The organism is Acinetobacter sp. Marseille-Q1618 (assembly GCF_902809855.1).
Lineage (GTDB): Bacteria > Pseudomonadota > Gammaproteobacteria > Pseudomonadales > Moraxellaceae > Acinetobacter.
This window is the reverse complement of the sequence record NZ_CADDWJ010000003.1, coordinates 177,041-198,274: the sequence shown is the minus strand read 5'-3', so window position 1 is coordinate 198,274 and position 21,234 is coordinate 177,041. Positions and strand designations below refer to the sequence as shown.

At 37.4% G+C, this 21,234-nt stretch carries 24 protein-coding genes and 8 tRNA genes; 18 read left to right on the top strand and 14 right to left on the bottom strand.

From position 1 onward, the window contains the following. Nucleotides 1-22: 22 nt before the first annotated feature. The 3 genes from dapE to HUS24_RS14825 form a co-directional block, all read right to left on the bottom strand. Entirely contained in the window at nt 23-1,156 is a 1,134-nt protein-coding gene (gene dapE / locus HUS24_RS14835) for a succinyl-diaminopimelate desuccinylase (RefSeq protein WP_173912742.1), read from the bottom strand. Between the two features lie 150 nt (nt 1,157-1,306). Continuing rightward, nucleotides 1,307-1,450, bottom strand: coding sequence for an entericidin A/B family lipoprotein (locus HUS24_RS14830; RefSeq protein ID WP_323809361.1), 144 nt, complete (start codon nt 1,448-1,450; stop codon nt 1,307-1,309). Between the two features lie 120 nt (nt 1,451-1,570). After that, nucleotides 1,571-2,386, bottom strand: a complete 816-nt coding sequence (locus HUS24_RS14825; RefSeq protein WP_173912844.1) for a DUF1853 family protein — start codon at nt 2,384-2,386, stop codon at nt 1,571-1,573. Between the two features lie 123 nt (nt 2,387-2,509). Here HUS24_RS14825 and HUS24_RS14820 point away from each other — a divergent pair, with 123 nt between their 5' ends. From HUS24_RS14820 to HUS24_RS14775, 10 genes are all read left to right on the top strand, one after another. After that, on the top strand, nt 2,510-2,878 hold the full coding sequence (locus HUS24_RS14820; protein ID WP_173912741.1) for a YbaN family protein: 369 nt from the start codon (nt 2,510-2,512) through the stop codon (nt 2,876-2,878). Between the two features lie 249 nt (nt 2,879-3,127). After that, nucleotides 3,128-3,203 (top strand) — tRNA-Val (locus HUS24_RS14815). A gap of 24 nt (nt 3,204-3,227) precedes the next feature. Continuing rightward, nucleotides 3,228-3,304: transfer RNA gene (locus HUS24_RS14810), tRNA-Asp, on the top strand. A 45-nt stretch (nt 3,305-3,349) separates the two neighbouring features. Beyond that, nucleotides 3,350-3,426, top strand: a tRNA-Asp gene (locus HUS24_RS14805). A 97-nt stretch (nt 3,427-3,523) separates the two neighbouring features. Next, a tRNA-Val gene (locus HUS24_RS14800) sits at nt 3,524-3,599 on the top strand. 32 nt (nt 3,600-3,631) lie between these two features. After that, nucleotides 3,632-3,708: transfer RNA gene (locus tag HUS24_RS14795), tRNA-Asp, on the top strand. Between the two features lie 95 nt (nt 3,709-3,803). Further along, nucleotides 3,804-3,879 (top strand) — tRNA-Val (locus HUS24_RS14790). 57 nt (nt 3,880-3,936) lie between these two features. Further along, nucleotides 3,937-4,013: transfer RNA gene (locus HUS24_RS14785), tRNA-Asp, on the top strand. A gap of 124 nt (nt 4,014-4,137) precedes the next feature. Continuing rightward, nucleotides 4,138-4,213: transfer RNA gene (locus HUS24_RS14780), tRNA-Val, on the top strand. An 85-nt stretch (nt 4,214-4,298) separates the two neighbouring features. Further along, nucleotides 4,299-4,763: a DUF2750 domain-containing protein gene (locus HUS24_RS14775; RefSeq protein ID WP_173912740.1), complete on the top strand. Its 465-nt coding sequence runs from the start codon at nt 4,299-4,301 to the stop codon at nt 4,761-4,763. Between the two features lie 49 nt (nt 4,764-4,812). Here HUS24_RS14775 and HUS24_RS14770 read toward each other — a convergent pair whose 3' ends face one another. Further along, nucleotides 4,813-5,598 carry a YdcF family protein gene (locus HUS24_RS14770; RefSeq protein ID WP_173912739.1) on the bottom strand — a complete coding sequence of 262 codons (786 nt, stop codon included), beginning with the start codon at nt 5,596-5,598 and terminating at the stop codon, nt 4,813-4,815. A gap of 303 nt (nt 5,599-5,901) precedes the next feature. On the opposite strand from HUS24_RS14770, the gene HUS24_RS14765 reads away from it, so the two are divergent. Further along, nucleotides 5,902-6,150: a hypothetical protein gene (locus HUS24_RS14765; RefSeq protein ID WP_173912738.1), complete on the top strand. Its 249-nt coding sequence runs from the start codon at nt 5,902-5,904 to the stop codon at nt 6,148-6,150. A 47-nt stretch (nt 6,151-6,197) separates the two neighbouring features. Here the strand turns inward: HUS24_RS14765 and rsmD are convergent, their stop codons facing one another. Then, complete coding sequence (gene rsmD / locus HUS24_RS14760) at nt 6,198-6,773, bottom strand: 16S rRNA (guanine(966)-N(2))-methyltransferase RsmD (RefSeq protein WP_173912737.1); 576 nt, start codon at nt 6,771-6,773, stop codon at nt 6,198-6,200. After that, nucleotides 6,751-8,790 carry a penicillin-binding protein 2 gene (mrdA, locus tag HUS24_RS14755; RefSeq protein WP_173912736.1) on the bottom strand — a complete coding sequence of 680 codons (2,040 nt, stop codon included), beginning with the start codon at nt 8,788-8,790 and terminating at the stop codon, nt 6,751-6,753. Before mrdA ends, rsmD begins: the two co-directional genes overlap by 23 nt. A gap of 278 nt (nt 8,791-9,068) precedes the next feature. Between mrdA and HUS24_RS14750 the strand changes: the two genes are divergently transcribed. The 5 genes from HUS24_RS14750 (at nt 9,069) to HUS24_RS14730 (ending at nt 12,389) form a co-directional block, all read left to right on the top strand. Further along, complete coding sequence (locus HUS24_RS14750) at nt 9,069-9,596, top strand: hypothetical protein (protein ID WP_173912735.1); 528 nt, start codon at nt 9,069-9,071, stop codon at nt 9,594-9,596. 53 nt (nt 9,597-9,649) lie between these two features. Next, the gene (locus HUS24_RS14745; RefSeq protein ID WP_173912734.1) at nt 9,650-10,966 is read left to right on the top strand and encodes a hypothetical protein; all 1,317 of its coding nucleotides are present in this window, start codon (nt 9,650-9,652) and stop codon (nt 10,964-10,966) included. Nucleotides 10,967-11,041: 75 nt separating this feature from the next. Beyond that, entirely contained in the window at nt 11,042-11,692 is a 651-nt protein-coding gene (adk, locus tag HUS24_RS14740) for an adenylate kinase (RefSeq protein WP_217424362.1), read from the top strand. Nucleotides 11,693-11,795: 103 nt separating this feature from the next. Continuing rightward, nucleotides 11,796-12,014 carry a hypothetical protein gene (locus tag HUS24_RS14735; RefSeq protein ID WP_173912732.1) on the top strand — a complete coding sequence of 73 codons (219 nt, stop codon included), beginning with the start codon at nt 11,796-11,798 and terminating at the stop codon, nt 12,012-12,014. A 15-nt stretch (nt 12,015-12,029) separates the two neighbouring features. Beyond that, a complete protein-coding gene (locus HUS24_RS14730) occupies nt 12,030-12,389 on the top strand; it encodes a hypothetical protein (protein WP_254433874.1) in 360 nt (119 codons plus the stop codon). Between the two features lies 1 nt (nt 12,390). On the opposite strand, the gene HUS24_RS14725 is transcribed toward HUS24_RS14730, so the two are convergent. The 3 genes from HUS24_RS14725 to HUS24_RS14715 all read right to left on the bottom strand — a co-directional run bounded on the left by HUS24_RS14725 (nt 12,391) and on the right by HUS24_RS14715 (nt 14,450). After that, nucleotides 12,391-12,852 carry an N-acetyltransferase gene (locus tag HUS24_RS14725; RefSeq protein ID WP_173912731.1) on the bottom strand — a complete coding sequence of 154 codons (462 nt, stop codon included), beginning with the start codon at nt 12,850-12,852 and terminating at the stop codon, nt 12,391-12,393. Nucleotides 12,853-12,966: 114 nt separating this feature from the next. Continuing rightward, the gene (nth, locus tag HUS24_RS14720) at nt 12,967-13,653 is read right to left on the bottom strand and encodes an endonuclease III (RefSeq protein ID WP_173912730.1); all 687 of its coding nucleotides are present in this window, start codon (nt 13,651-13,653) and stop codon (nt 12,967-12,969) included. A 2-nt stretch (nt 13,654-13,655) separates the two neighbouring features. Next, nucleotides 13,656-14,450, bottom strand: coding sequence for an RnfABCDGE type electron transport complex subunit B (locus HUS24_RS14715; RefSeq protein ID WP_173912729.1), 795 nt, complete (start codon nt 14,448-14,450; stop codon nt 13,656-13,658). A gap of 315 nt (nt 14,451-14,765) precedes the next feature. Between HUS24_RS14715 and gdhA the strand changes: the two genes are divergently transcribed. Continuing rightward, nucleotides 14,766-16,109, top strand: coding sequence for an NADP-specific glutamate dehydrogenase (gdhA, locus tag HUS24_RS14710; protein ID WP_173912728.1), 1,344 nt, complete (start codon nt 14,766-14,768; stop codon nt 16,107-16,109). 61 nt (nt 16,110-16,170) lie between these two features. On the opposite strand, the gene HUS24_RS14705 is transcribed toward gdhA, so the two are convergent. The 5 genes from HUS24_RS14705 to rlmH form a co-directional block, all read right to left on the bottom strand. Next, the gene (locus HUS24_RS14705) at nt 16,171-16,920 is read right to left on the bottom strand and encodes an META domain-containing protein (RefSeq protein ID WP_173912727.1); all 750 of its coding nucleotides are present in this window, start codon (nt 16,918-16,920) and stop codon (nt 16,171-16,173) included. An 84-nt stretch (nt 16,921-17,004) separates the two neighbouring features. Beyond that, nucleotides 17,005-17,436, bottom strand: a complete 432-nt coding sequence (locus HUS24_RS14700) for an META domain-containing protein (protein WP_173912726.1) — start codon at nt 17,434-17,436, stop codon at nt 17,005-17,007. A 93-nt stretch (nt 17,437-17,529) separates the two neighbouring features. After that, the gene (locus HUS24_RS14695) at nt 17,530-18,309 is read right to left on the bottom strand and encodes an META and DUF4377 domain-containing protein (RefSeq protein ID WP_173912725.1); all 780 of its coding nucleotides are present in this window, start codon (nt 18,307-18,309) and stop codon (nt 17,530-17,532) included. A 144-nt stretch (nt 18,310-18,453) separates the two neighbouring features. Then, nucleotides 18,454-19,230, bottom strand: a complete 777-nt coding sequence (locus tag HUS24_RS14690) for a dioxygenase (protein WP_173912724.1) — start codon at nt 19,228-19,230, stop codon at nt 18,454-18,456. Between the two features lie 111 nt (nt 19,231-19,341). Next, the gene (gene rlmH, locus HUS24_RS14685; RefSeq protein WP_171531627.1) at nt 19,342-19,824 is read right to left on the bottom strand and encodes a 23S rRNA (pseudouridine(1915)-N(3))-methyltransferase RlmH; all 483 of its coding nucleotides are present in this window, start codon (nt 19,822-19,824) and stop codon (nt 19,342-19,344) included. Between the two features lie 140 nt (nt 19,825-19,964). Between rlmH and HUS24_RS14680 the strand changes: the two genes are divergently transcribed. After that, nucleotides 19,965-20,912, top strand: a complete 948-nt coding sequence (locus HUS24_RS14680; protein ID WP_173912723.1) for a M20/M25/M40 family metallo-hydrolase — start codon at nt 19,965-19,967, stop codon at nt 20,910-20,912. The last annotated feature ends 322 nt before the right edge of the window (nt 20,913-21,234 follow it).

The following is a 21,234-nucleotide window of genomic DNA, read 5'->3' as shown; positions in this document are numbered from 1 at the left end:
ACATTCCTTATTTTTTTCTATTTTAAGTCAATAATTGTTCTAAAATTTGTTCATAAATATCGGTCAATGGATCTAATTCATCAATATTTACATGTTCATTAATCTGGTGAATTGTTGCATTTAATACACCTAATTCAAGAACTTGTGCACCTGTGGGTGCAATGAAGCGACCATCCGAAGTACCGCCACTGGTTGAAAGTTCAGCAGTTGTACCTGTGACATTTTTAATAGCAGTGCTTGCAGCATTCACCAATTCACCAACTGGCGTTAAAAACGGTAAACCTGATAAAGTCCATTCAGTTGTATAGTCGACTTGATGGCGATCGAGTATTTCTAAAACGCGTGTTTTTAATTGCTCAGCAGTGACTTCCGTTGAGTAACGGAAGTTGAAAGTCACGGTCATTGTACCTGGTACAACATTGGTTGCGCCTGTACCTGCTTGGATGTTAGAGATTTGAAATGATGTTGCTGGAAAATATTCATTCCCATTGTCCCAGACTGTTTCACACAGTTCTGCCAATGCTTTTGATGCGGTATGAATAGGGTTGATTGCCAAATGAGGATAAGCCACATGTCCTTGTTTACCTTGAACGGTTAATACGCAATTCAAAGAGCCACGGCGACCATTTTTGATGATATCTCCAAGCGTGGATGTGCTAGAAGGTTCACCAACTAAACACCATGTCATTTTTTCATTACGTGCTTCAAGTGTCTCAACCACCTTAACCGTACCATTGATAGAAGGCCCTTCTTCATCTGAGGTAATTAAAAAGGCAATCGAGCCTTTATGATTTGGATGTTTTTTTACAAAGCGTTCTGAGGCAACTACCATAGCCGCTAATGCAGTCTTCATGTCTGCACTACCACGACCATATAATTTACCGTCACGAATTTCAGGTAAAAAAGGATCTGATTCCCATGCGTCTAAATGACCAGTAGGGACAACATCAGTATGTCCTGCAAAACAAAAAACTGGCGCTTCTGTGCCACGTCGTGCCCAAAGATTATCAACATCTTCAAAGCGCATATTTTCAATATTAAAGCCGACAGCAGCTAAACGCTCCGCCATGATGGTTTGACAAGAGTGATCAACGGGCGTTACTGAGGGTTGACGTAAAAGCGTTAGGCTAAGCGCTAAAGTTTCTGAGGCATTCATGGCGGCAAAATAAAGTATTAAATGAGCGGAATATAATAGAGAAGAATATTTTGAATGGAAACTTAAAAAGTTGAATTTATTGTATTGTAAGCATAAGAACAAAGTATAAAAAAGCCTTATCAAAAGATAAGGCTAATTTTGGTGCGCAGATTAAAGTTTATTTTCAACTCTCTCTGCAGAATTAGTTACAGCATCACCCGCTTTTGAAACATCTTGTCCTGCGCCTTTAATTGTATTACAACCCGTTAAAACAAAAGTTAATAACAACGAAGCAGCTAAAATTTTTTTCATCATTGATCTCCAATTAAAATTATTTTGATGCCTTGTTAGATTAAAAAAATTAGAGTGATTTGAATATGATGGTTTTATAACTTCTAAGTTATATTTTGTATATTTTATAGTTGATTTTTACATTTAATACACATTTTTATGAATCATAGGAGGTTGACGATACATAAAAAAGTCTTGAGAAGTTGAGTGTTTATATAATCCATTTGTCCACCAAATTGCGGGCTTTGAACTTGGTAATTTATCTGGGCAAATCCATTCATGGCGTTTTAAACAATAATATTCTGATGAGGGAATATGCCGTCCCCATTGCCCCAAACGACGGCGTGTATTGACCCAATTATGAGTATTGTGAGGAAAATGATGGGCAGGATAATAAAGTTGTCCTTTTAATACGGCATAACGTTTGTGAATTTCGTAATCTTGTACTTGATTGAATTGGAACTGTTTTTCTGTAAAATGTCTGAGTTTTCTAAGCAATGTATCTTGCCGATTTAAACCATACCAATGCTGCAATTGAAAATCTGCTTCAGCTAAATAATATTTTAAAGCCACTTCCCAATGCTCAACCTGCTGTGTATGTTGGTTGAGAATAAGAAAATCTATTTCTCCTAATGTTTGCCGAGCATGAAACATTTGGATGCTATGTCCAAGCAATTTAAAATGATGAAATGCATTATCTTTCAACCAAAACCACATGAGATATTCAAAACGCAAACCTAGACGCGTACTTTTAAGCTCAGTAATAAAATTTTCCAAATCAGTTGGATCTTGATCTAATTGATGTAAACGTATTTCATATTGTTGATATAACGCTTGCCAAACTTTATTTGGGTGTAATTCAAAAGGATGCTGAATTGATAAAGCGTCAGGAATTTTACAAAGAATATTGGGACTAGCAATAACAAAAGCCAACTGTCGAACTATTGGGGTTTTAAACATTAACCAAGGTTCAAAATAATTCGTAGCTACTGTCGTACTCAAAGTTATTCACCCAATAAGAAAAATACAGTGTTCAACCATAAAACATATATACTAACCGAATTCTGGGGATTGAGTTGACCTATGCGAGTTTTGTTTTGGCGAAGCCTAGTGATTATTTTTATTGTGCTAGGCTTTATTGGTGCATTATTACCCGGTATGCCAACAACAGTTTTTTTGATTTTAGCATTATGGGCAGCGTCCAAAGGCTGGCCGCAAGTACATGACAAATTACTCAATCATCCGAAATATGGTGCAACTTTGAGAGCGTGGCGTGATAATGGTACCGTTCCTCGTAAAGCAAAATGGTTCGCCACTCTCATGATGACAGGCAGTGCAGTGCTGATGTTATTTACTACAGCGCCTGTAGCAGTGAAAATTTTTACCAATTTGACCATGTTGATCGTTGCAATTTGGCTTTGGATGCGACCAGAATCAGATACAAAGTTATAAGAAAACTTGATATTTTACCGAATAAATATTTAGAAGACATTTCTAAGCTTTTTTATAAGAAAAATAATATATAAAATGAATGTATTAAAATAACGATAAATAGATAAATAATAAGCAAAAAAATGAAAAACACCACAAAATGATCTATTTTTTAATCATTCAAACACGAAAACTTAAAATGATAGAGAAAAGCGTTTGACACTTGGTAAAGATTCTCTATAATGCACCTCACAAACGATGAAGTCGTTAGGGCGCTTAGCTCAGTTGGTAGAGCGTCTGCCTTACAAGCAGAATGTCGGCGGTTCGATCCCGTCAGCGCCCACCAAGCTTTAACGTTAAGAATATAAGTGCAGCGGTAGTTCAGTTGGTTAGAATACCGGCCTGTCACGCCGGGGGTCGCGGGTTCGAGTCCCGTCCGCTGCGCCACTTTTTCTTAGTTTGTTTGTGTTACAATAGTAATATTGTATAAATGCAGCGGTAGTTCAGTTGGTTAGAATATCGGCCTGTCACGCCGAGGGTCGCGGGTTCGAGTCCCGTCCGCTGCGCCATTTCCTTGATGCTTGATCTTGGAAGTGTTTTAAAGCATAGACTACGCACTGCGTTTGTCTTGCGTCATAAAAATAGTGTTGCTATTTTTATTCCTCAGGGCGCTTAGCTCAGTTGGTAGAGCGTCTGCCTTACAAGCAGAATGTCGGCGGTTCGATCCCGTCAGCGCCCACCATGATTTATACAGAAGTGTATGAATGCCGTTATGCAGCGGTAGTTCAGTTGGTTAGAATACCGGCCTGTCACGCCGGGGGTCGCGGGTTCGAGTCCCGTCCGCTGCGCCATTTCCTTGATACCTGATCTTGGAAGTGTTTAAGCATAGACTACGCACTGCGTTTGTCTTGCGTCATAAAAATAGCATTGCTATTTTTATTCCTCAGGGCGCTTAGCTCAGTTGGTAGAGCGTCTGCCTTACAAGCAGAATGTCGGCGGTTCGATCCCGTCAGCGCCCACCAGATTTAGTTGTAAATTGTAAAAGACCTTACTTTACTGCAAATGTAAAGTACCGTAGTGCAGCGGTAGTTCAGTTGGTTAGAATACCGGCCTGTCACGCCGGGGGTCGCGGGTTCGAGTCCCGTCCGCTGCGCCATTTCCTTGATACCTGATCTTGGAAATGTAAACTAAAGAGTTTTAGTTTTATAGGATTGAACCTGAAAAATCATAGATTTTTCACTTGCGTTCGGACAAAACGTTGTTTTGTTAATCCTCACTCAGGGCGCTTAGCTCAGTTGGTAGAGCGTCTGCCTTACAAGCAGAATGTCGGCGGTTCGATCCCGTCAGCGCCCACCATATATTCTCCTCATCCTCTCTATTTTAAAATCCATATTTTTGATGTAGTATATTTGGATAATTAATTCAATTATATTATGAAAATATGAGAAATCCTTATCAACGCAAGTCTGCGTCGAATATTCAGAAAGCTACGTTATCCCCTGAAGATCAGTATAAAAACTTTATTGAAACCATTGTCAATCAAGCCAAAGTTTATGCCTTATATCATGAAGGTTGGGCATTGTGTGCGACCCCGACAGGGCAGCAAGCATTTCCTGTTTGGCAAGGCAAAAGTCTGACGCAACTTTTAATTAAAGACAATTGGGCAAGATACTCAGTAAAAGAAATTGATTTGGTTGCTTTTATTGGGCAAGTTATTCCATTTATTATTGAAAACAATACCTTACTTTCAATTAACTTAACACCTGAGGGACAGAATATCTTGGTGTCGGGTAGTAAGTTTCTGATTGAAATTAAAAAATATTTGTATCACTTATATTTAAATCAACCAGAATTATTTGAAAATAATCGCTTGCCTTTACCGCGTAAAATCAGAATTCACAGTTAATATTTCAGAAAATATGAATAGTAACTTGCGGTGCTGCTGATTTATTTTATTAGTACTCATTCAGTAGCCAACCACTGAGATAGGCAAAATACTCTCGTAGCCAAGCGTTATAGCGCGTCGCTAACGGAGTTTCAGCACTTACAGTAATAAAGTTGTTATAGCCTTGCTTTTGGGCGATGGCAGCAGCACGTAAGGTATGGAAATCGCTGGTGACTATCGCTATTTTTGAATCAAGACCAAGCTTATGTGCAGTTAAAATTTTTTGACTATTTTTAAGGTTTAATTCAGTGCTGGTACTTTGATCTTCTTTTAAGATCATTGCAGCATTTAGTTGATGTTTTTCTTGTAAATATGTCAACATGGCATCAGCTTCTGTTTTTACTTCACCATAGTCTAATCCACCACTTACTATTATCCATGTTTGTGGTTGTTGTTTGGCAATTTGTGCCGCAGTATCTAAGCGTAAAGCCAATGTTGGTGACGGTTTTCCTTGAATAATACCACTGCCTAAAACGATGATGGCATCGATAGAGGGGACATCATTGCTTGATTGGGTGTGTTGATGTAAATAAATAAAAAAAGCCAATAGGCTACTAAGCCAGATACTAAACAGCACCCAAGTTATTCGCCAAATTTTTTGTAATTTTAAATGTTTTGCTAAGAAATTCTGAATTTTTGTATAATTAAATGTATAAATAAGAAAGAATAAACCGATTAAAAACGGAAGAATAGTACCTAGATGGATCTTATTTTGCAAAATAAGAATCAAGCCATCTGCAAATAGAATTAAACCAAAAATAAAAAGTAGGCTACGTAGCAAAATAGAAAACTTCATTCCAGTTATTTTCATCATTTTTAACAAGATATCGTAATATTTTAGCAAAGCTTTAGGTTTTTTAAGCATTGAAATTGTAAAGTAATGACTCTTGTAAAAAAACAAGCATCATATTTTAGTTTGCAGAATCTAAATAATTTAATGCTAGATATAAGTTTAAGACAAAAACTGTTGAACTAAGAGTCTTAAATGTGAATGAATAATGAGTATAATTTATACAAGACTTAGACAAAGCATTCAGTAGCTCTACATCGCAAAGCATTATCTTGTAGATAGACAAAATAAATTAAGTGAGTAGATGCTATGCTTAAACAAATACTATTGCTGGGATTACTCGGTGTTTCTTTAACAGGATGTATAGTTGCGCCATATGATGACAATGGTCGACATCATTCTGGTTATGATCGTGATCGTCCACATTGGAATCATGATCGAGATCGCCCAAATTGGAATAAAGATCGTCCGAACCGACCAGATTGGCATAAAGATAGACCAAATCGACCTGACTGGAACAAAGACCGAGATCATCGTGATTGGCGAAATAATCGTTAAAATTAGTGATAGTTTAAAAGCTTAGATACTTGATCTAAGCTTTTTTATTATTTACTGATTTTTTGAAATAAGCCTGCGTGAACGACACCTGCTTTGGTTTGTTTGAGTAAATGCCAATCTGTAGGTAAGTTTAAACTATTTAATCCTCTATCTGCTTCAACATAAATATAAGCTTTATTTTTCAGAAAGGGATCGACTGATATTGCTAATTCATTCCATAAATTTAAGCTATAAGGTGGATCTAGAAAAACTAAATCATATTCACCTTGGAGTTGTGTTAATGCTTGTTGTGCCGTCATCATTTTAAGCTGACAATTTTTTGCTTGTAAAAGTTGGATATTATTTTTAAGAAATTTAGCTTGAGTCAAATTTGGTTCAATCATCACCACTTCAGCAGCACCACGTGATAATGCTTCAAAACTTAATGCACCAGAACCAGTACATAAATCTAAAACTTTACTATTTTGCACATCCCACATTAACCAGTTAAATAATGTTTCACGGACACGATCAGGAGTAGGGCGTAAACCTTCAATCTCTGCAAAGGGTAAAACACGACGTTTCCATTCTCCCCCAATAATACGAAGTTGATTTTTAACTTTATTCACGAGGTTGTGTCCCATGCTGAGTTGCTGCTTGTGGTGCAGGTGTTGTCTGGCTTGAAGCTTGTCCAGTGCTATTTGGTTTTGGTTTCGGCATCGCACTTGGGTCGGCTGACAAGGCAACATCACCACTTGGTAATTCACCCGGTTTAATCCCTGCCGTCATTAGTCCCCCACTAATTTGATGATTTTGAGGAATAATTGGATTTTTCTGGCGTTTCAATAGCCAATAATCAAACACTGGACGAGCAATCTGTGCTGCAGAACCGCCATGACGACCATTTTCCCAGATCACTGCAATCGCAATTTCTGGATTTTCAGCAGGTGCAAAACCGACAAATAAACCGTGGTCGAGTTGGCGCTCTGTAAGCAGCGCTTCATTATAGCGTTTACCTTGTGCAATACTTTTGACCTGAGCTGTTCCTGTTTTCCCTGCAATCAGATATTGAGAGGTTTTGATACCACGACCAGTACCTGACTGAATAACATCGACCATGGCATCTCGCATTTTGATCCAGTCTTGGTCTGTGCCATTAAAATGGATTTTACCATCTGGCGCATTTAAAACGGTATGGGGTTTTGCGCCTTTGGACTCACGCAGTACGTGTGGCGTGACATGTGCCCCATGATTTGCAGTAATTGCAGTCGCCATTGCCAACTGTAATGGGGTTGCAGTAAAAGCACCTTGACCAATACTGACCGAAATGGTTTCACCTTTTAACCATTTGGATTTACGGGTACGCATTTTCCATTCAGGGCTTGGGTATAGACCTGTGCTTTCACTCGGTAAATCAACCCCAGTTTTTTCACCAAAACCAAACTGGCGCATCCATTCATTCATTTTTTCAATACCCATTTGATGGGCAAGAATGTAGAAATAAGTATCACAAGATACGACAATGGATTTATGCATATTCACACTGCCATGACCTGTTTTTTTCCAGTCACGAAACTTATGTGAGTCGCCGGGTAAATGGAAATAACCCGGATCGGAAATCGTAGTTGACCAATCAACCGTACCAAAATGGATGCCGCCGAGGGCTTCCATCGGCTTAATAGTTGAACCCGGTGGATAAGTTCCCTGTACTGCACGATTATATAAAGGTTGGTCTAAGTTATCACGCAATGCACTATAGTCTGCGTGCCCAATTCCCGTTACAAATAGATTTGGATTGAAGCTTGGACTCGACACCAAAGCCAAAATCTCACCTGTACGTGGATCTATCGCTACTATCGCACCACGACGACCAGCCAATTGTTCAGCGGCAACAGTTTGCAAGCCATAATCCAAAGATAAAAATAGATCATTACCCCGAGTAGAATCTTTTCGACCTAAATGACGTAAAACATTCCCGTGTGCATCCGCTTCAATGGATTCATAACCCGGACTACCGTGCAGTAAATCTTCATAGGATTTTTCAACCCCAATTTTCCCGATTAAGTTGGTACCTGCATAAGAATCTTTATCAATTTCTTTGAGTTCTTTATCATTGATACGTCCAACATAACCAATCACATGCGCAAACAATTCACCATGCGGATAAAAACGCGTCATTTGCGTTTCAATGTCTACACCGGGAAATTGAAACTTCACTTCACTAAAACGTGCAATATCTGTTTCGGTTAGGTTAAGTTTTAATGTGACACGTTCAGTTTTTTTAGAGGTTTTAATTCGACTAGAGAAACGTTCGATATCTTCTTCGGTTAAATTTAAAATAGGTGTTAGTCGCTTAACAGTATCCTCGACATCGTCTACATCGGCTTTACTCAGTGTTGCTGTAAACACAGGGTAATTATCTGCAAGTAAAATACCATTACGGTCATAAATATAACCACGTGCAGGGGCTATCGGTTGTAAACGGATACGGTTTTTATCAGAAGCTTGGCTAAACTCTTCAAAATGAAAAATTTGTAAATAAGCATAACGAGCGACAAGTAAGAGTAGAAAAAATGAAACAATACCGATCGAAAAAAAAATGCGACTTCGAAAAATACGCTTTTCTTGTTGAACATTTTTTAAAGGAAACTGTTGTTTCATATGAAAGTCGACTTACTAGGCTAAATTGGCAAATAGTGCGGGCAGCCATTTTACCTTAGAATTGCATCAAGAATGAAAATATTCGTTTTTTTACTGCATAAAATCTGCAAAAATGCGAGTTTATTTTATATAAATGCTATAAACATACTCGTTAAGTGTTGACTTTAGCGACATTAAATTTCTAGTGTTTTGCATATGCCTTAGTGGATAATTCTGTTAAAGTCAGAACAATATGGAAGATTATGTTTGACCCAAAATTAGGGACAATGGAGAAAATAATGAAAAAAATCTTTCCCTTTATATTATTGTTTGGATTAGGGAATGTTGCACATGCCGAGTGGCAAGACTATTTACCTGAATTACCTGAAGCAAAATTAAAATCAAGCGATGCTGCAACTTTTAATGTAGGTGCAGGTCTAACACAAAAATTAGCACACCTAAACGGCGAGTGGGTCACACCTTATGGCATTGCTTATGCCAAATTAGGCGCATTTATCAATGGCGATCACGAGTTAGGTGGACAAATTGGCTTTCGTTATCCAGCGTATTTAAATGGTACTGACAAAAATGGCTTTTATGTTGGCGTTTATGGCGGTTCACTGAAAAGCAAAAAAGTAGATAATGGTGACGAAGTTCAATATGGGGCAGGCGTAGACTTGGCTTATGTTTTATTAAATAAAGAACGCATTAGTACTTTTAGTGTAGGTATAGGTGCGGGTAGTGAATTACATGATCGTGATGGCAATATGATTGAAGAAACTAAGCCACAGATTCAATTTGCTTATAGTTTAAGTTTTGGACTTTAAGTTGTAGATGTAACTTTTTAGACCGCGAATAGAAATAAATATGAGAGTCATGCATGTTGGAATACGTTAGCGATTTGTGGCAAGCTTTTTTTAGTCGACCTGATCATTTAGCAATCTTAAGTATCGTTCCAGTAACGGCTTTTGTGACGTGGATACATGTATGGATGGCACTAAAAATGGTGTTTTACCCAATTAAGTTCTGGGGTTTTCATATTGGTCCATTGCCTGTAGGTTGGCAGGGGATCGTTCCACGTAAAGCAGGGCGTATTTCTGGGATTATTACTGATAATACCTTATCTAAACTAGGTTCATTAAACGAGTTCCTAAATGCCATGGAACCAGATGACATGGCACGGATCATTGGTGAGCAGGTCGGTTTTGAACTTGAACATCTCATTGATGAAGTGATGATGGATCGTAATGCAGTGCTTTGGGAAAATCTGCCTTATTCCATAAAACGTAGAATCTATGCACAAGCGCATCAACAAATGCCTGATATTTTAAAAGGCTTGGTGACTGAGTTGACCATGAACGTTGAGTCATTGGTTGACATGCGAGAAATGGTTGTACGTCAAATGGAAGGTGATCGCCGTTTAATGGTACGTATGTTCTTAAAAGTGGGTCAAAAAGAAATTAACTTCATTTGGCATATCAGTGCATTAATTGGAATGTTTTTTGGTATTTTCCAAATGGCAGTATATATCTTGATTCCTGACCACCGTACTGTGCCTGTGTTTGCTGCGATTTGGGGCTTTTTAACCAACTGGATTGCAATTTGGATGGTTTTCAACCCTGTAGAGCCACATTATATTCGCTATCCGCAGTTTTTTGAGTTTACCAAAGACCGTAAATTTCCTTGGGTAAAACCTGTGATTCCTCGCATCGGCACATATAATGTGCAAGGTGCATTCATGAAACGTCAAGATGAAGTGTCAGATGTGTTTGCAAGTGTAGTCACAGAAGACTTAATTACTTTAAAATCTATCATGACTGAAATGATGTATGGACCAAGAAAAGACAAAACACGCCGTATTATTAAACGCCATGTGAATAGCATCATGGAAACACCGTTAATACGAACTGCTTTACAACTTTCTATTGGTCCTTCGGAATATGCTAAACTTAAAACGGACTTGATTGATCGTTCCATTGAAATTACGATGGTGCCTGTAAGCGACCCAGCCTTTAATGCGAGCCGTGCACAGAAAATCTTTCAAATGTTTAGAGAGCGTATTCGTGAATTAACACCAACAGAGTTCCAAAATCTATTGCGTCCAGCCTTTAGAGAGGATGAATGGCTTTTGATTGTTTTGGGTGGTGTCACAGGATTTTTAGCAGGTTTAATACATTTGTTTGTTGCTTTCTTATAAATAGATGCCCGTGATTCCCAATAGATGGGATAGCCGTAGGTATCATACATATTGTTTTAAAAGAGGATGTTTTTTATGCGCATTATCCTACTCGGACCACCTGGAGCAGGCAAAGGTACACAAGCTCAGTTGATCTGTAAGCGCTACAATATCCCACAAATTTCAACCGGTGATATGCTCCGTGCTGCAATTCGTGAAGGTACTGAATTAGGTCTTAAAGCTAAAAATGTCATGGAATCTGGTGGATTAGTATCAGATGAACTGATTATTGGTTTAGTGAAAGAACGCATTGCACAACCTGATTGTGTCAATGGTTGTATCTTTGATGGTTTCCCTCGCACTATTCCTCAAGCAGAAGCTTTGGAAAAAGAAGGGATTGCAATTGATCATGTTATCGAAATTGATGTACCTGATGAAGAAATCGTGAAACGTCTTTCAGGTCGTCGTCAACATCCTGCATCTGGTCGTGTCTATCACACCATTTACAATCCGCCAAAAGTGGAAGGTAAAGATGATGAAACGGGTGAAGACCTTGTTCAACGTCCTGATGACCAAGAAGAAACGATTCGTAAACGTTTAGGTTCGTACCATGCTGAAACTGAACAATTGGTTGGTTTCTATCAAGGTCGTGCGAATTCTGGTGAAAATGCACCAACTTATAATAAATTAAATGGTCTTCGTCCTATAGAAGAAGTTCAAACTGATTTATTTGCTATTCTTGGTTAAGTATTAAAAGATGCCTAAGATTAGATTGTAAGCAGTCTTAGAAATCTTTGACAAAGAAAGAGTCCTCATTCATATTAGGGCTCTTTTTTATGGGCGATAGACAATGAAAATTGCACTTATTGGTTTGGTTGTTTTAAGCGTGATTGTTTTACTTGGATTATTGTTTATGAGTTTTAAACTTTTGCGCAAAGCACAAAAAGAGGAATTACAAGAACGTAGAGAAATGCGAAAATCTGGCAACTATCAAATGCATCCGCAAGTGGCTGAAGAGTGGAAAAGATTAGAACAAATGAAAAGAGATTTGGAAAATAAAAATAAATAGTGCATCTAGAGTTTTATGAAAATAAAATCATTATGTTTATTAATCAGCATGTTTTTAATGGCTTGTACTCAAGAAATTCTGATTACACCTAAAGTTCTACCTAATGCCGTGGTGGGTCAATATTACGATACGAAAATTGAGATTGAAAAAGTAACATTGATTGATGGTTTGTATTTTGATAGCACAATAGCGAAAAATTCTGGATTAAGTATTTCTCATGTAGGTGTGGTGCCTTATAGTGATCATACAATTATAATTAGAGGCATTCCTACCCAAACAGGCACATATCATATTGTTTTAGAGGGAGTGACACGAGATGCATATGGTGGAAATATTCATTTTCGTAAAGAATATGATCTCGTCGTTGTAAAATAAATTAATAAAAGAGCATCATCTCGATTTCATGTTCATTATTTTTTACAGCTTGAGTCACTATTTGAAAACCAAGTTTTTGATATAAATGAATAGCGGGAATATTTGTAGCAACCACTGACAGTATGACCTGTCTTACATATGCTTGACCATAATCAATCGTGGTTTGTAAAAGTTGTTGTGCGACTCCTTGATTTCGATATTCAGGCTCAACAAAAAAACCATATAAATTGGCTTGGTCTATATTTTGTTGAAAAATAAGTACACCAATAATTCGCTCATGATGATAAGCAGCAAAAACAACATTGTTGAAAATAACGTCTAAAAATATGCTCAATGGTCGTGTGACTTCAACGGCATAAGTTGCACCGAACATTTCAGGTGAATTTTGAAGTGCGGACAAACGAATGGCTCTAAAGTCATGCACATCATTATCATTCAGTTGTCGAATGAGAATTTCAGTCATTTTTTGAGTTAGTAATTTATGATTAGACTGAATGGTAATACTGAAAAATTTTTAATTTTAATATAGGTATTTGTATCTATAAAAGTCGAGTTTATAGAATAAAAACAGATAGTTTTACTCTACATTCTTCACTTTAATTTCTTTGGCTGCACCAAACTCATACTTATCTGTCCAATTGCATACATCAGAAACGATACATTCTGCACATTTAGGCTTACGTGCAATGCAGGTATAACGCCCATGCAAAATTAACCAGTGATGCGAGTCAATAATAAACTCTTTTGGAATGACTTTGACCAGTCGATGTTCGACTTCTAAAACATTTTTACCAACAGCTAAACCTGTACGATTGCCTACACGAAAGATATGTGTATCTACAGCCATCGTTGCTTGTCCAAATGCGGTATTGAGTACAACATTGGCTGTTTTACGTCCTACGCCCGGCAACGCTTCTAAATCTTTTCGGTTATCAGGAACTTGACTGTTATGCAGTTCTATTAGCATTTTACAAGCTTTTATGACATTTTCAGCTTTAGAATTATATAAACCAATGGTTTTGATATATTCCTTTAATCCCTCTACACCTAAGTTATAGATTGCCTCAGGCGTGTTGGCAATAGGGAAAAGCTTGTCTGTAGCTTTATTCACACTCACATCTGTCGCTTGTGCAGATAAGGTTACAGCCACCAAAAGCTCAAAAGGTGAAGAATAATTAAGTTCAGTTTTAGGATTTGGGCGTTGCTCACGTAAGCGTTCAAAAAATATTTGAATTTGTTTTTTAGTCATATTTTTTACAGCCATGATTAAGCCCCTTGTAAATCAGATAATTGCTGTAAAAGTACATCTAATTGCTGTTGTTTTTTCTCATCTGCACGTACGCTTAATTGTTTTTCTAATTTCTTAATTTGTGTGCGAATTTTGGCAAGTTCAATGGTGCTTTTAGCATCCATAACTAACTTGGCTTGTTCTAATTTTTCGACGACCTCAATTGCAGGGAGTTGTTGATTTTGTTCAGTATATTGTGCAAATAATTCCGTATCAATTTCAGCACGTACCACAGGGCCTTTACGGTGCAGACGACGACTTTCCTCACGTTGAATATGTGCATAGTAACGCTGACGTAAATCATCTTGTTCGGCAATACGTTGTGAATCTGTCGGTATCGGCTGAGTATCTGCCACTAAGTCAATACAGTCTACTGGACAAGGTGGAATACAAAGCTCACACCCTGTACATAAGTCAGTTAAAACCGTGTGCATCAGCTTACCTGAACCAATAATGGCATCGACTGGGCAGGCACTAATACATTTGGTACACCCAATGCATTCATCTTCACGGATCACCGCTTTCATGCGCTGTGGGCGACCATCACTTTGAATAGCCCAAACACTTGGTTCTGCTGCTAATGTTTCACGTTGTAGTAAATTTGCCAAAGCATCAGCTACGGGTTGTCCACCAGGGACACATTTATTGGCATCTTCTCCCTCAGCGATCGCTTTAGCATAAGGTAAACATCCATCTCGATGACCACATAAACCACATTGTGTTTGAGGTAGAAGAGCATCGATTTGTTGTATGAGGGAAATAGAAAGCGTCATGTAATTTAAAAGTATAAAAATCTGCCAGTTAAGTCGCTAAATTTTAGCATGAATCTAGAGAGAATTGTTTGCTCTAATTTAGGTCGTAAATTGTGCGAAAATAGCGCATAATTAGCAAATTAAAGTATGTTGTTTTTGGCAAAAATGACAGGTTTGATTATAAAATATAATCTTGAATTTAAATGTTATTTGAAAAAACATTAGAAAAAGTATTGTAGATTCTTTACAAAAGATATTTAATACTTTGCGCCAAAATTTATCATTGTCATGAAAATTTGACCAATTTTGTAACACCTTTCTGCTGAGGATTGAGCGTTGAAATATACAAGCCTGAATGACTTTCTTGATTACGTAAAAGCACGTGATCCAAATCAACCAGAGTTTTTACAAGCTGTGGAAGAAGTAATGACCAGTTTGTGGCCATTCATTGAAAAGAACCCACAATATGCAGATCATGGATTACTTGAACGTCTAGTAGAGCCAGAACGTGCAATTCAATTCCGTGTTTCTTGGGTAGATGATCAAGGTCAAACTCAAGTTAACCGTGCTTTCCGTGTCCAATATAATTCTGCCATTGGACCGTTTAAAGGGGGAATGCGTTTCCACCCATCTGTAAATCTTTCAATTTTAAAATTTTTAGGTTTCGAACAAACATTTAAAAATGCCTTAACGACGTTGCCTATGGGCGGTGGTAAAGGCGGTTCAGACTTTAACCCTAAAGGAAAGTCTGAAGGAGAAATTATGCGTTTCTGCCAAGCATTAATGATTGAGCTTTATCGTCATCTTGGTTCAAATACTGATATTCCTGCGGGTGATATTGGTGTTGGTGGTCGTGAAGTTGGCTATATGGCAGGTATGATGAAGAAGCTCAGCAATGACACTTCATGCGTATTTACAGGTAAAGGTTTATCTTTTGGTGGATCTTTGGCTCGCCCTGAAGCAACAGGTTTCGGCACAGTGTATTTTGCTGAAGAAATGCTTAAAACACGTGGTGATAGCTTCAAAGGCAAAACTGTTACGATTTCAGGTTCAGGAAACGTTGCACAATTCGCTGCTGAAAAAGCAATGTATTTGGGTGCAAAAGTGGTTTCACTTTCTGACTCAAACGGCACAGTATACGTGAAAGATGGTTTTACCAATGAGCTTTTATGTGAAGTGATGGAGCTTAAAAACGTCAAACGTGGTCGTATTTCTGAGTTTGCGTCTAAACATGGATTTGAATACCTTGAAGGTCAACGCCCTTGGTCAATCAAATGCGACATCGCACTGCCATGTGCAACTCAAAATGAGTTAGACGAACAAGATGCAGTAACATTACTGGCGAATGGTGTGATCTGTGTGGCGGAAGGTGCAAATATGCCTTCGACACTTGAAGCGGTTGAGAAATTCGTAGAAGCGAAAATTCTTTATGCACCAGGTAAAGCATCTAATGCAGGTGGTGTTGCAACTTCTGGTCTTGAAATGTCGCAAAATGCAATCCGTTTGGGTTGGACATTTGAAGAAGTTGATGAGCGTTTACATGCGATCATGAAAGAGATTCATCGTAACTGTGTGAAATACGGTACTCAAGAAGATGGCACAGTCAACTACGTAAATGGTGCAAATATTGCTGGTTTCGTAAAAGTTGCTGATGCAATGTTAGCGCAAGGTGTATTCTAAGTTTTAGCTTAAAATACTCAATAAACCGATGCAAATGCATCGGTTTTTTTATGAACTTGAATTAAGGTGATTTAAGGTCTTCTTTTCGTGGAATCGCTTGAAAGATCATATTCGGTTGATATTTAGATTCTAAAATTAATTTTGGAAAAGAAGTTGAAAAATCAAATCGGATATTCATCGGTTTGGACATGCTTTGACTGGTTTGTCGTTCAAGTTGTGTATTGCCACAAAACTTTACTTGGCTTCTAAAGTCACCTTTTGGAATTAGAGTTTTATTTTCAATCGCATAATATTGACTTTTACGATTACAGCCTGCAAAAAAGAGCATCCGATCGGCTGTGAAGTTGATAAGCAAGCTTTTAATTTGGTCAGGGCTTGGCTCATCTGATATGTGTTGCCATGTAAATTTTTTCAATAATTCTGCATCATAATTTTTTAGATCAGAAATAGCAGGAATGGCTTGAAAGCTATATGCAGCCCCATTTTTTAAAGATACTTTTAAATATTTTTGGTCATTAGAGGATATTTGAATTTCTAAATTTGAATCCGTGAAAATTCGAGAAGCTAATGCTTCTTGACTTTGTAAACCGCCGCATCCCATCAAAGTTTGAATCTGGACAGGATTAGTTTTGAGGTGATTGCCATTGAGTGTATGTGTCTTGGAGATTTGATTACAGCCACTATAAATATCCGTACCTTGAGAGGAAATATTAGCGAGGATGGGCATGGTGCTGTTTGGTGGTGTATATGCCCATGTATATTGTTGTAAGATTTCACTAAGTTGATATGAAGATAAAACAGCGAGGGGCACTGATTGATTTTCAGAGGTTATATTTTGACATGCTGAGATAGATAAAATCGCACTGAAAAATAAAAATATATGGATTCTCAAGACTTATTCTCCATGCGTGCTTTTATTTGTAAGTTTTGTACCGATAAAAATATATTGCTTTTGACCTTTTTCAAATATGAGTTTTGGATGTTTACTTGAAGTATATTTAATTTTAAATGGCACAGGTGGTTCAAAAAAACTTTTTATAAATGTCTCTTGTTGCATGATGTATGGTGCACATCCCCTTGCATCACTCATGAAAAGTGGTGCAGTCATCTTTTGTCCTATAATTTTATAAGGTGCACCCATAGCATTACAGTAAGAATATCCTCCAATTTGACCTTCCTGAAAGCTTAACTCTATTGGCGTATCACTATTTGGTGGTGTGTATGACCATGTATATTGACGGAGTAAGTTTTGAGTTTCTTCTACGGATAGTGGTTTTTCACGACATGCTGTACACAACAATGCGAGTATTATTATTTTAATTTTCATGAGAACATCTCACTTATTCGAATTATAGAAATTTAATACTAAAAAACCGATGCCTAAACATCGGTTTTAAATTTATTTTTGATCATTTAAAGATTAAAGAGAGCCTTTAATCGCTTCACGTTCAATAATCATATCTTGTACATACGCATATTTAGACTGATCTGCGGCTGGGTTTTTAATTTCATAACGTTTGATACGCACTACTTGACGTTCATTTGCGGTATGGGTAAAACCATCAATGTTGTCATAAAATAGCGTCCAATCTTTATCTACTTGGGTTTTAACGCCATTGTCTGCATATTTAATTTCACGTACTTGTAAACATTGTTTCTTCATCACGCCAGCAGTACATTCTTTGGTTTCAGGGCTAATTTCTAAGAAAATAGTTTCAGCTTGTCCCTGATATTGTGTTTCAGGTGTCATTTTTCCTGTGAAAACGAATTTTTCACCTTTTGCTGAAGTAATGGTCAGGGTTGGACTTTGAGTATTGCTGGTATTTAATAAAAATGCCGTTTTACCATTTTCAAAAATTTGAGCAGCCAAAGCTTCTTGTGCCATAGCATTAGCAGGGCATGCCATTTGTGTTGCAGCAAGATTACCTGTGATAATTTGATTATTTTCAACTTTCCATGTCGTGCTCATACTGTTACAACTGGTTGAAATACCGAGTCGACCTTTGTCACTAAAATTTAAAACCAATGGTTTTGGCGCATCAGGCGTATTGGCACTCCACTGATACGCAGCTAAAGTTTTATCTGCATTTTGTTGTTGTAAAATAGACACAGCAATGTCTCCAGCTTTTTGAAGATCACTTGATTGACAGGCAGCTAAAGTAAGCGGAAATAGGGCGAGGGCAATATATCTTAATTTCATGAGTATTCTGCAAGTTCTTGATTTAAATCATAGCATTTAGCATAACTGATTTAGCTGCCAAAAGAATGGATACATTTTGGCAATTTCAGTTTCAAAATGTATCCATAAATTTATAATTGTTATTTTATAAAAACTTTTTATCGTTTAATCAAAACGATAGATGTCCATACCTAATGCACCCATTGAAAAACTACTATGCACCACACTAAAACGAGTGCCTGTGCCCATTGCAAAAAACAAAGGTGCAAAATGTTCTAAAGTTGGGTGATTACGTTGTACAAATGGAATATTTGACCAATCTAAAACAGCATCATAATCACTATGCGTGAGTTTATTCACCACATAGTTACGGAAAGTTGATGCCCATTCAGGGACTTGACTCGCATCACCATTCCAAGACAACTCTCTTAAATTATGGGTAATGCTGCCCGAACCGATCAGTAAGATTTGCTTTTCACGCAAAGGTGCTAAAGCTTGACCGATTTTATAAATATCATTTGCATTCATATGCATCGGCAGAGAAATTTCCACTACAGGAATGTCGGCATCAGGATACATATGTAACAATGGCATCCACACGCCATGATCACGAGGGCGTGTACTGTTCGCATGCGCTGGCAAATGGGCTTCTGCAAGCAAATGTAAAATTTCTTCGGCTAATTCTGGATTGCCAGATGCAGGGTAGCGTATGTCATACAGTTCTGGTGGAAAACCACGAAAATCATGCCAAGTTTCTGGACGTATTGCAGTACTTACTTCTAAGGCATTACTTTCCCAATGTGCTGACATCACCACAATCGCTTGTGGTTTCGGCAGGTTTAAACTTAAACGGTTTAATGCAGGTCCAACTTGCTCAGGGTCTAAAGCCAGCATAGGTGAACCATGAGAAATAAATAAACCTGGTAATGTTTGTAAATTCATATGAGATTCACCTAAGCGAAAACAATTAAAGCAAAATCATGACAAAAAATAGCCATCAATATAAGCCTAATTTATTCAACATTTTGTTTCGAAAATAGAACGCTAATGGTTTTAGCCTGCACGATGATAAGGATGGTTGTGGTTAATACTCATCGCACGATAAAGCTGTTCGATTAACATGACACGAACCAATGGATGTGGCAAGGTGAGTTTAGATAATGACCAATGCCAAGCTGCGGCTTTACGCACAGCTTCCGAATGACCATCTGGTCCACCGATCGCTAGAGCAACATCATTGCCTTCGAGCATCCAGCCTTTCATGGTTTCAGCCAATTTTTCAGTACTAAATTCACGTCCGCCGACTTCAAGTGCGATCAAAACTTCATTTTGCTTGAGCTGTGCCAAAATGCTATCGCCTTCGATTTGACGATATTTTAAAATATCTGCTTCGGAGTCATTTTTACCACGTTTTGCCATCGGTAACTCAATGATTTGAGTTTGTACAAAGGGTTGAATGCGTTTGAAATAGTCTTCAAAGCCCGTTAAAACCCATGCAGGCATTTTTTGACCAATGGTAAGAATGCGAATTTTCATAAAAAACTAATATTGTCATCTAGCAGTCTATATTATAACCCTATATTGAAATGTTCTCAGGTCGTGTGTGATATTTCTCAGGATGTAAAACAAATAAATTGAATATGTTTAAGAATAAATGAAGGGAATTTAAAATACTTATGTTTGCAAAACTCAGCTATTTGCTCTTAATTTTGATTTTCTTACAGTCATTGAGTCATGCAACTCATGCTGTAAGCTTACTCGAACCACAGGCTGATTCGAAAAATTTAAGCAATTATATGGCGCAAATTATTCATCCAACAGCTTTTAGAAACCATAAAAATATTGAGGAATTGGATCGTGTGGCAGCGTATATCAAACAACAAGTCGAACAGTTTGGCGTGCCGTGTGAGTATCAAACCTATCAAGTGAAAAAGCAAACTTATCGTAACGTGGTCTGTGGTTTACAAACTGGCAATGCCAAAAAAGTCATTGTAGGCGCACATTACGATGTTTATGGAAATTTTAAAGGCGCAGATGATAACGCTTCTGGTGTTGCAGGACTTATTGAAATTGCGAGAATCTTGGCGGCAAATAAAATTAACTTAAAGCAAAATATTGAGCTGGTATTCTACACTTTAGAAGAACCACCGTATTTTCGTACAGAACACATGGGCAGTGCAGTCCATGCAAAATCTATTTTAAATAAGAAAGATCAGATCACCGCAGTATATATTTTGGAAATGATTGGTTATTTTGATGCACATGCAGTGCAAGATTATCCAACAGGTTTAGCATTGTTTTATCCTGAACATGGCAATTTTATTGCAGCAGTCAGTAATTTTAACTCACGGACGTTGAGTGAGAATTATTGTAAGGCAATGCAAACACTTAAGAAATTAGATTGTCAGCGATTGATTGCACCAGCATTCATTTCAGGTACAGATTTTTCAGATCATTTAAATTATTGGAAAATGGAAATTCCTGCAATCATGATTACAGATACCGCATTTTTTAGAAATAAACACTATCACACTGCGCAAGATACAGTGGATAAACTAAATGTGGATAAAATGGCAGATGTCGTCAATGGCTTAGCTTATACATTGCTAGAAACCATGCAGTAATGGTCAATTTTTCGTTTTTTAATGGTATAAATTTTAATGGTATAAAAAAAGCGCAGTCCTAAAGGAGCTAGGACTGCGTTCTAACACCAATCCATCTGGAGATACAGATTGATGTTAACGAAACGATCTAAGATCGAATCTATATTAAATTTATGAGGGTAATTGATATTATTTCAAGTGTTGGTTCAAATGAATATCACTAAAAATATAACATGATTAGAGGGTGATTTGTCTATTTTTTATTCAATATTTTAACTATATGATACATCAATAAAAAAGCGCCCTAAGGCGCTTTTTCAAACTTGAAGATCAAGCATTTTAT

Bases quoted from the DNA above. Each gene is read 5' to 3' on its own strand.
- dapE (WP_173912742.1), bottom strand. From the start codon at position 1,156: ATGAATGCCTCAGAAACTTTAGCGCTTAGCCTAACGCTTTTACGTCAA.
- HUS24_RS14830 (WP_323809361.1), bottom strand. From the start codon at position 1,450: ATGATGAAAAAAATTTTAGCTGCTTCGTTGTTATTAACTTTTGTTTTA.
- HUS24_RS14825 (WP_173912844.1), bottom strand. From the start codon at position 2,386: ATGTTTAAAACCCCAATAGTTCGACAGTTGGCTTTTGTTATTGCTAGT.
- HUS24_RS14820 (WP_173912741.1), top strand. From the start codon at position 2,510: ATGCGAGTTTTGTTTTGGCGAAGCCTAGTGATTATTTTTATTGTGCTA.
- HUS24_RS14775 (WP_173912740.1), top strand. From the start codon at position 4,299: ATGAGAAATCCTTATCAACGCAAGTCTGCGTCGAATATTCAGAAAGCT.
- HUS24_RS14770 (WP_173912739.1), bottom strand. From the start codon at position 5,598: ATGAAGTTTTCTATTTTGCTACGTAGCCTACTTTTTATTTTTGGTTTA.
- HUS24_RS14765 (WP_173912738.1), top strand. From the start codon at position 5,902: ATGCTTAAACAAATACTATTGCTGGGATTACTCGGTGTTTCTTTAACA.
- rsmD (WP_173912737.1), bottom strand. From the start codon at position 6,773: ATGGGACACAACCTCGTGAATAAAGTTAAAAATCAACTTCGTATTATT.
- mrdA (WP_173912736.1), bottom strand. From the start codon at position 8,790: ATGAAACAACAGTTTCCTTTAAAAAATGTTCAACAAGAAAAGCGTATT.
- HUS24_RS14750 (WP_173912735.1), top strand. From the start codon at position 9,069: ATGAAAAAAATCTTTCCCTTTATATTATTGTTTGGATTAGGGAATGTT.
- HUS24_RS14745 (WP_173912734.1), top strand. From the start codon at position 9,650: ATGTTGGAATACGTTAGCGATTTGTGGCAAGCTTTTTTTAGTCGACCT.
- adk (WP_217424362.1), top strand. From the start codon at position 11,042: ATGCGCATTATCCTACTCGGACCACCTGGAGCAGGCAAAGGTACACAA.
- HUS24_RS14735 (WP_173912732.1), top strand. From the start codon at position 11,796: ATGAAAATTGCACTTATTGGTTTGGTTGTTTTAAGCGTGATTGTTTTA.
- HUS24_RS14730 (WP_254433874.1), top strand. From the start codon at position 12,030: ATGAAAATAAAATCATTATGTTTATTAATCAGCATGTTTTTAATGGCT.
- HUS24_RS14725 (WP_173912731.1), bottom strand. From the start codon at position 12,852: ATGACTGAAATTCTCATTCGACAACTGAATGATAATGATGTGCATGAC.
- nth (WP_173912730.1), bottom strand. From the start codon at position 13,653: ATGGCTGTAAAAAATATGACTAAAAAACAAATTCAAATATTTTTTGAA.
- HUS24_RS14715 (WP_173912729.1), bottom strand. From the start codon at position 14,450: ATGACGCTTTCTATTTCCCTCATACAACAAATCGATGCTCTTCTACCT.
- HUS24_RS14700 (WP_173912726.1), bottom strand. From the start codon at position 17,436: ATGAAAATTAAAATAATAATACTCGCATTGTTGTGTACAGCATGTCGT.
- HUS24_RS14695 (WP_173912725.1), bottom strand. From the start codon at position 18,309: ATGAAATTAAGATATATTGCCCTCGCCCTATTTCCGCTTACTTTAGCT.
- HUS24_RS14690 (WP_173912724.1), bottom strand. From the start codon at position 19,230: ATGAATTTACAAACATTACCAGGTTTATTTATTTCTCATGGTTCACCT.
- rlmH (WP_171531627.1), bottom strand. From the start codon at position 19,824: ATGAAAATTCGCATTCTTACCATTGGTCAAAAAATGCCTGCATGGGTT.
- HUS24_RS14680 (WP_173912723.1), top strand. From the start codon at position 19,965: ATGTTTGCAAAACTCAGCTATTTGCTCTTAATTTTGATTTTCTTACAG.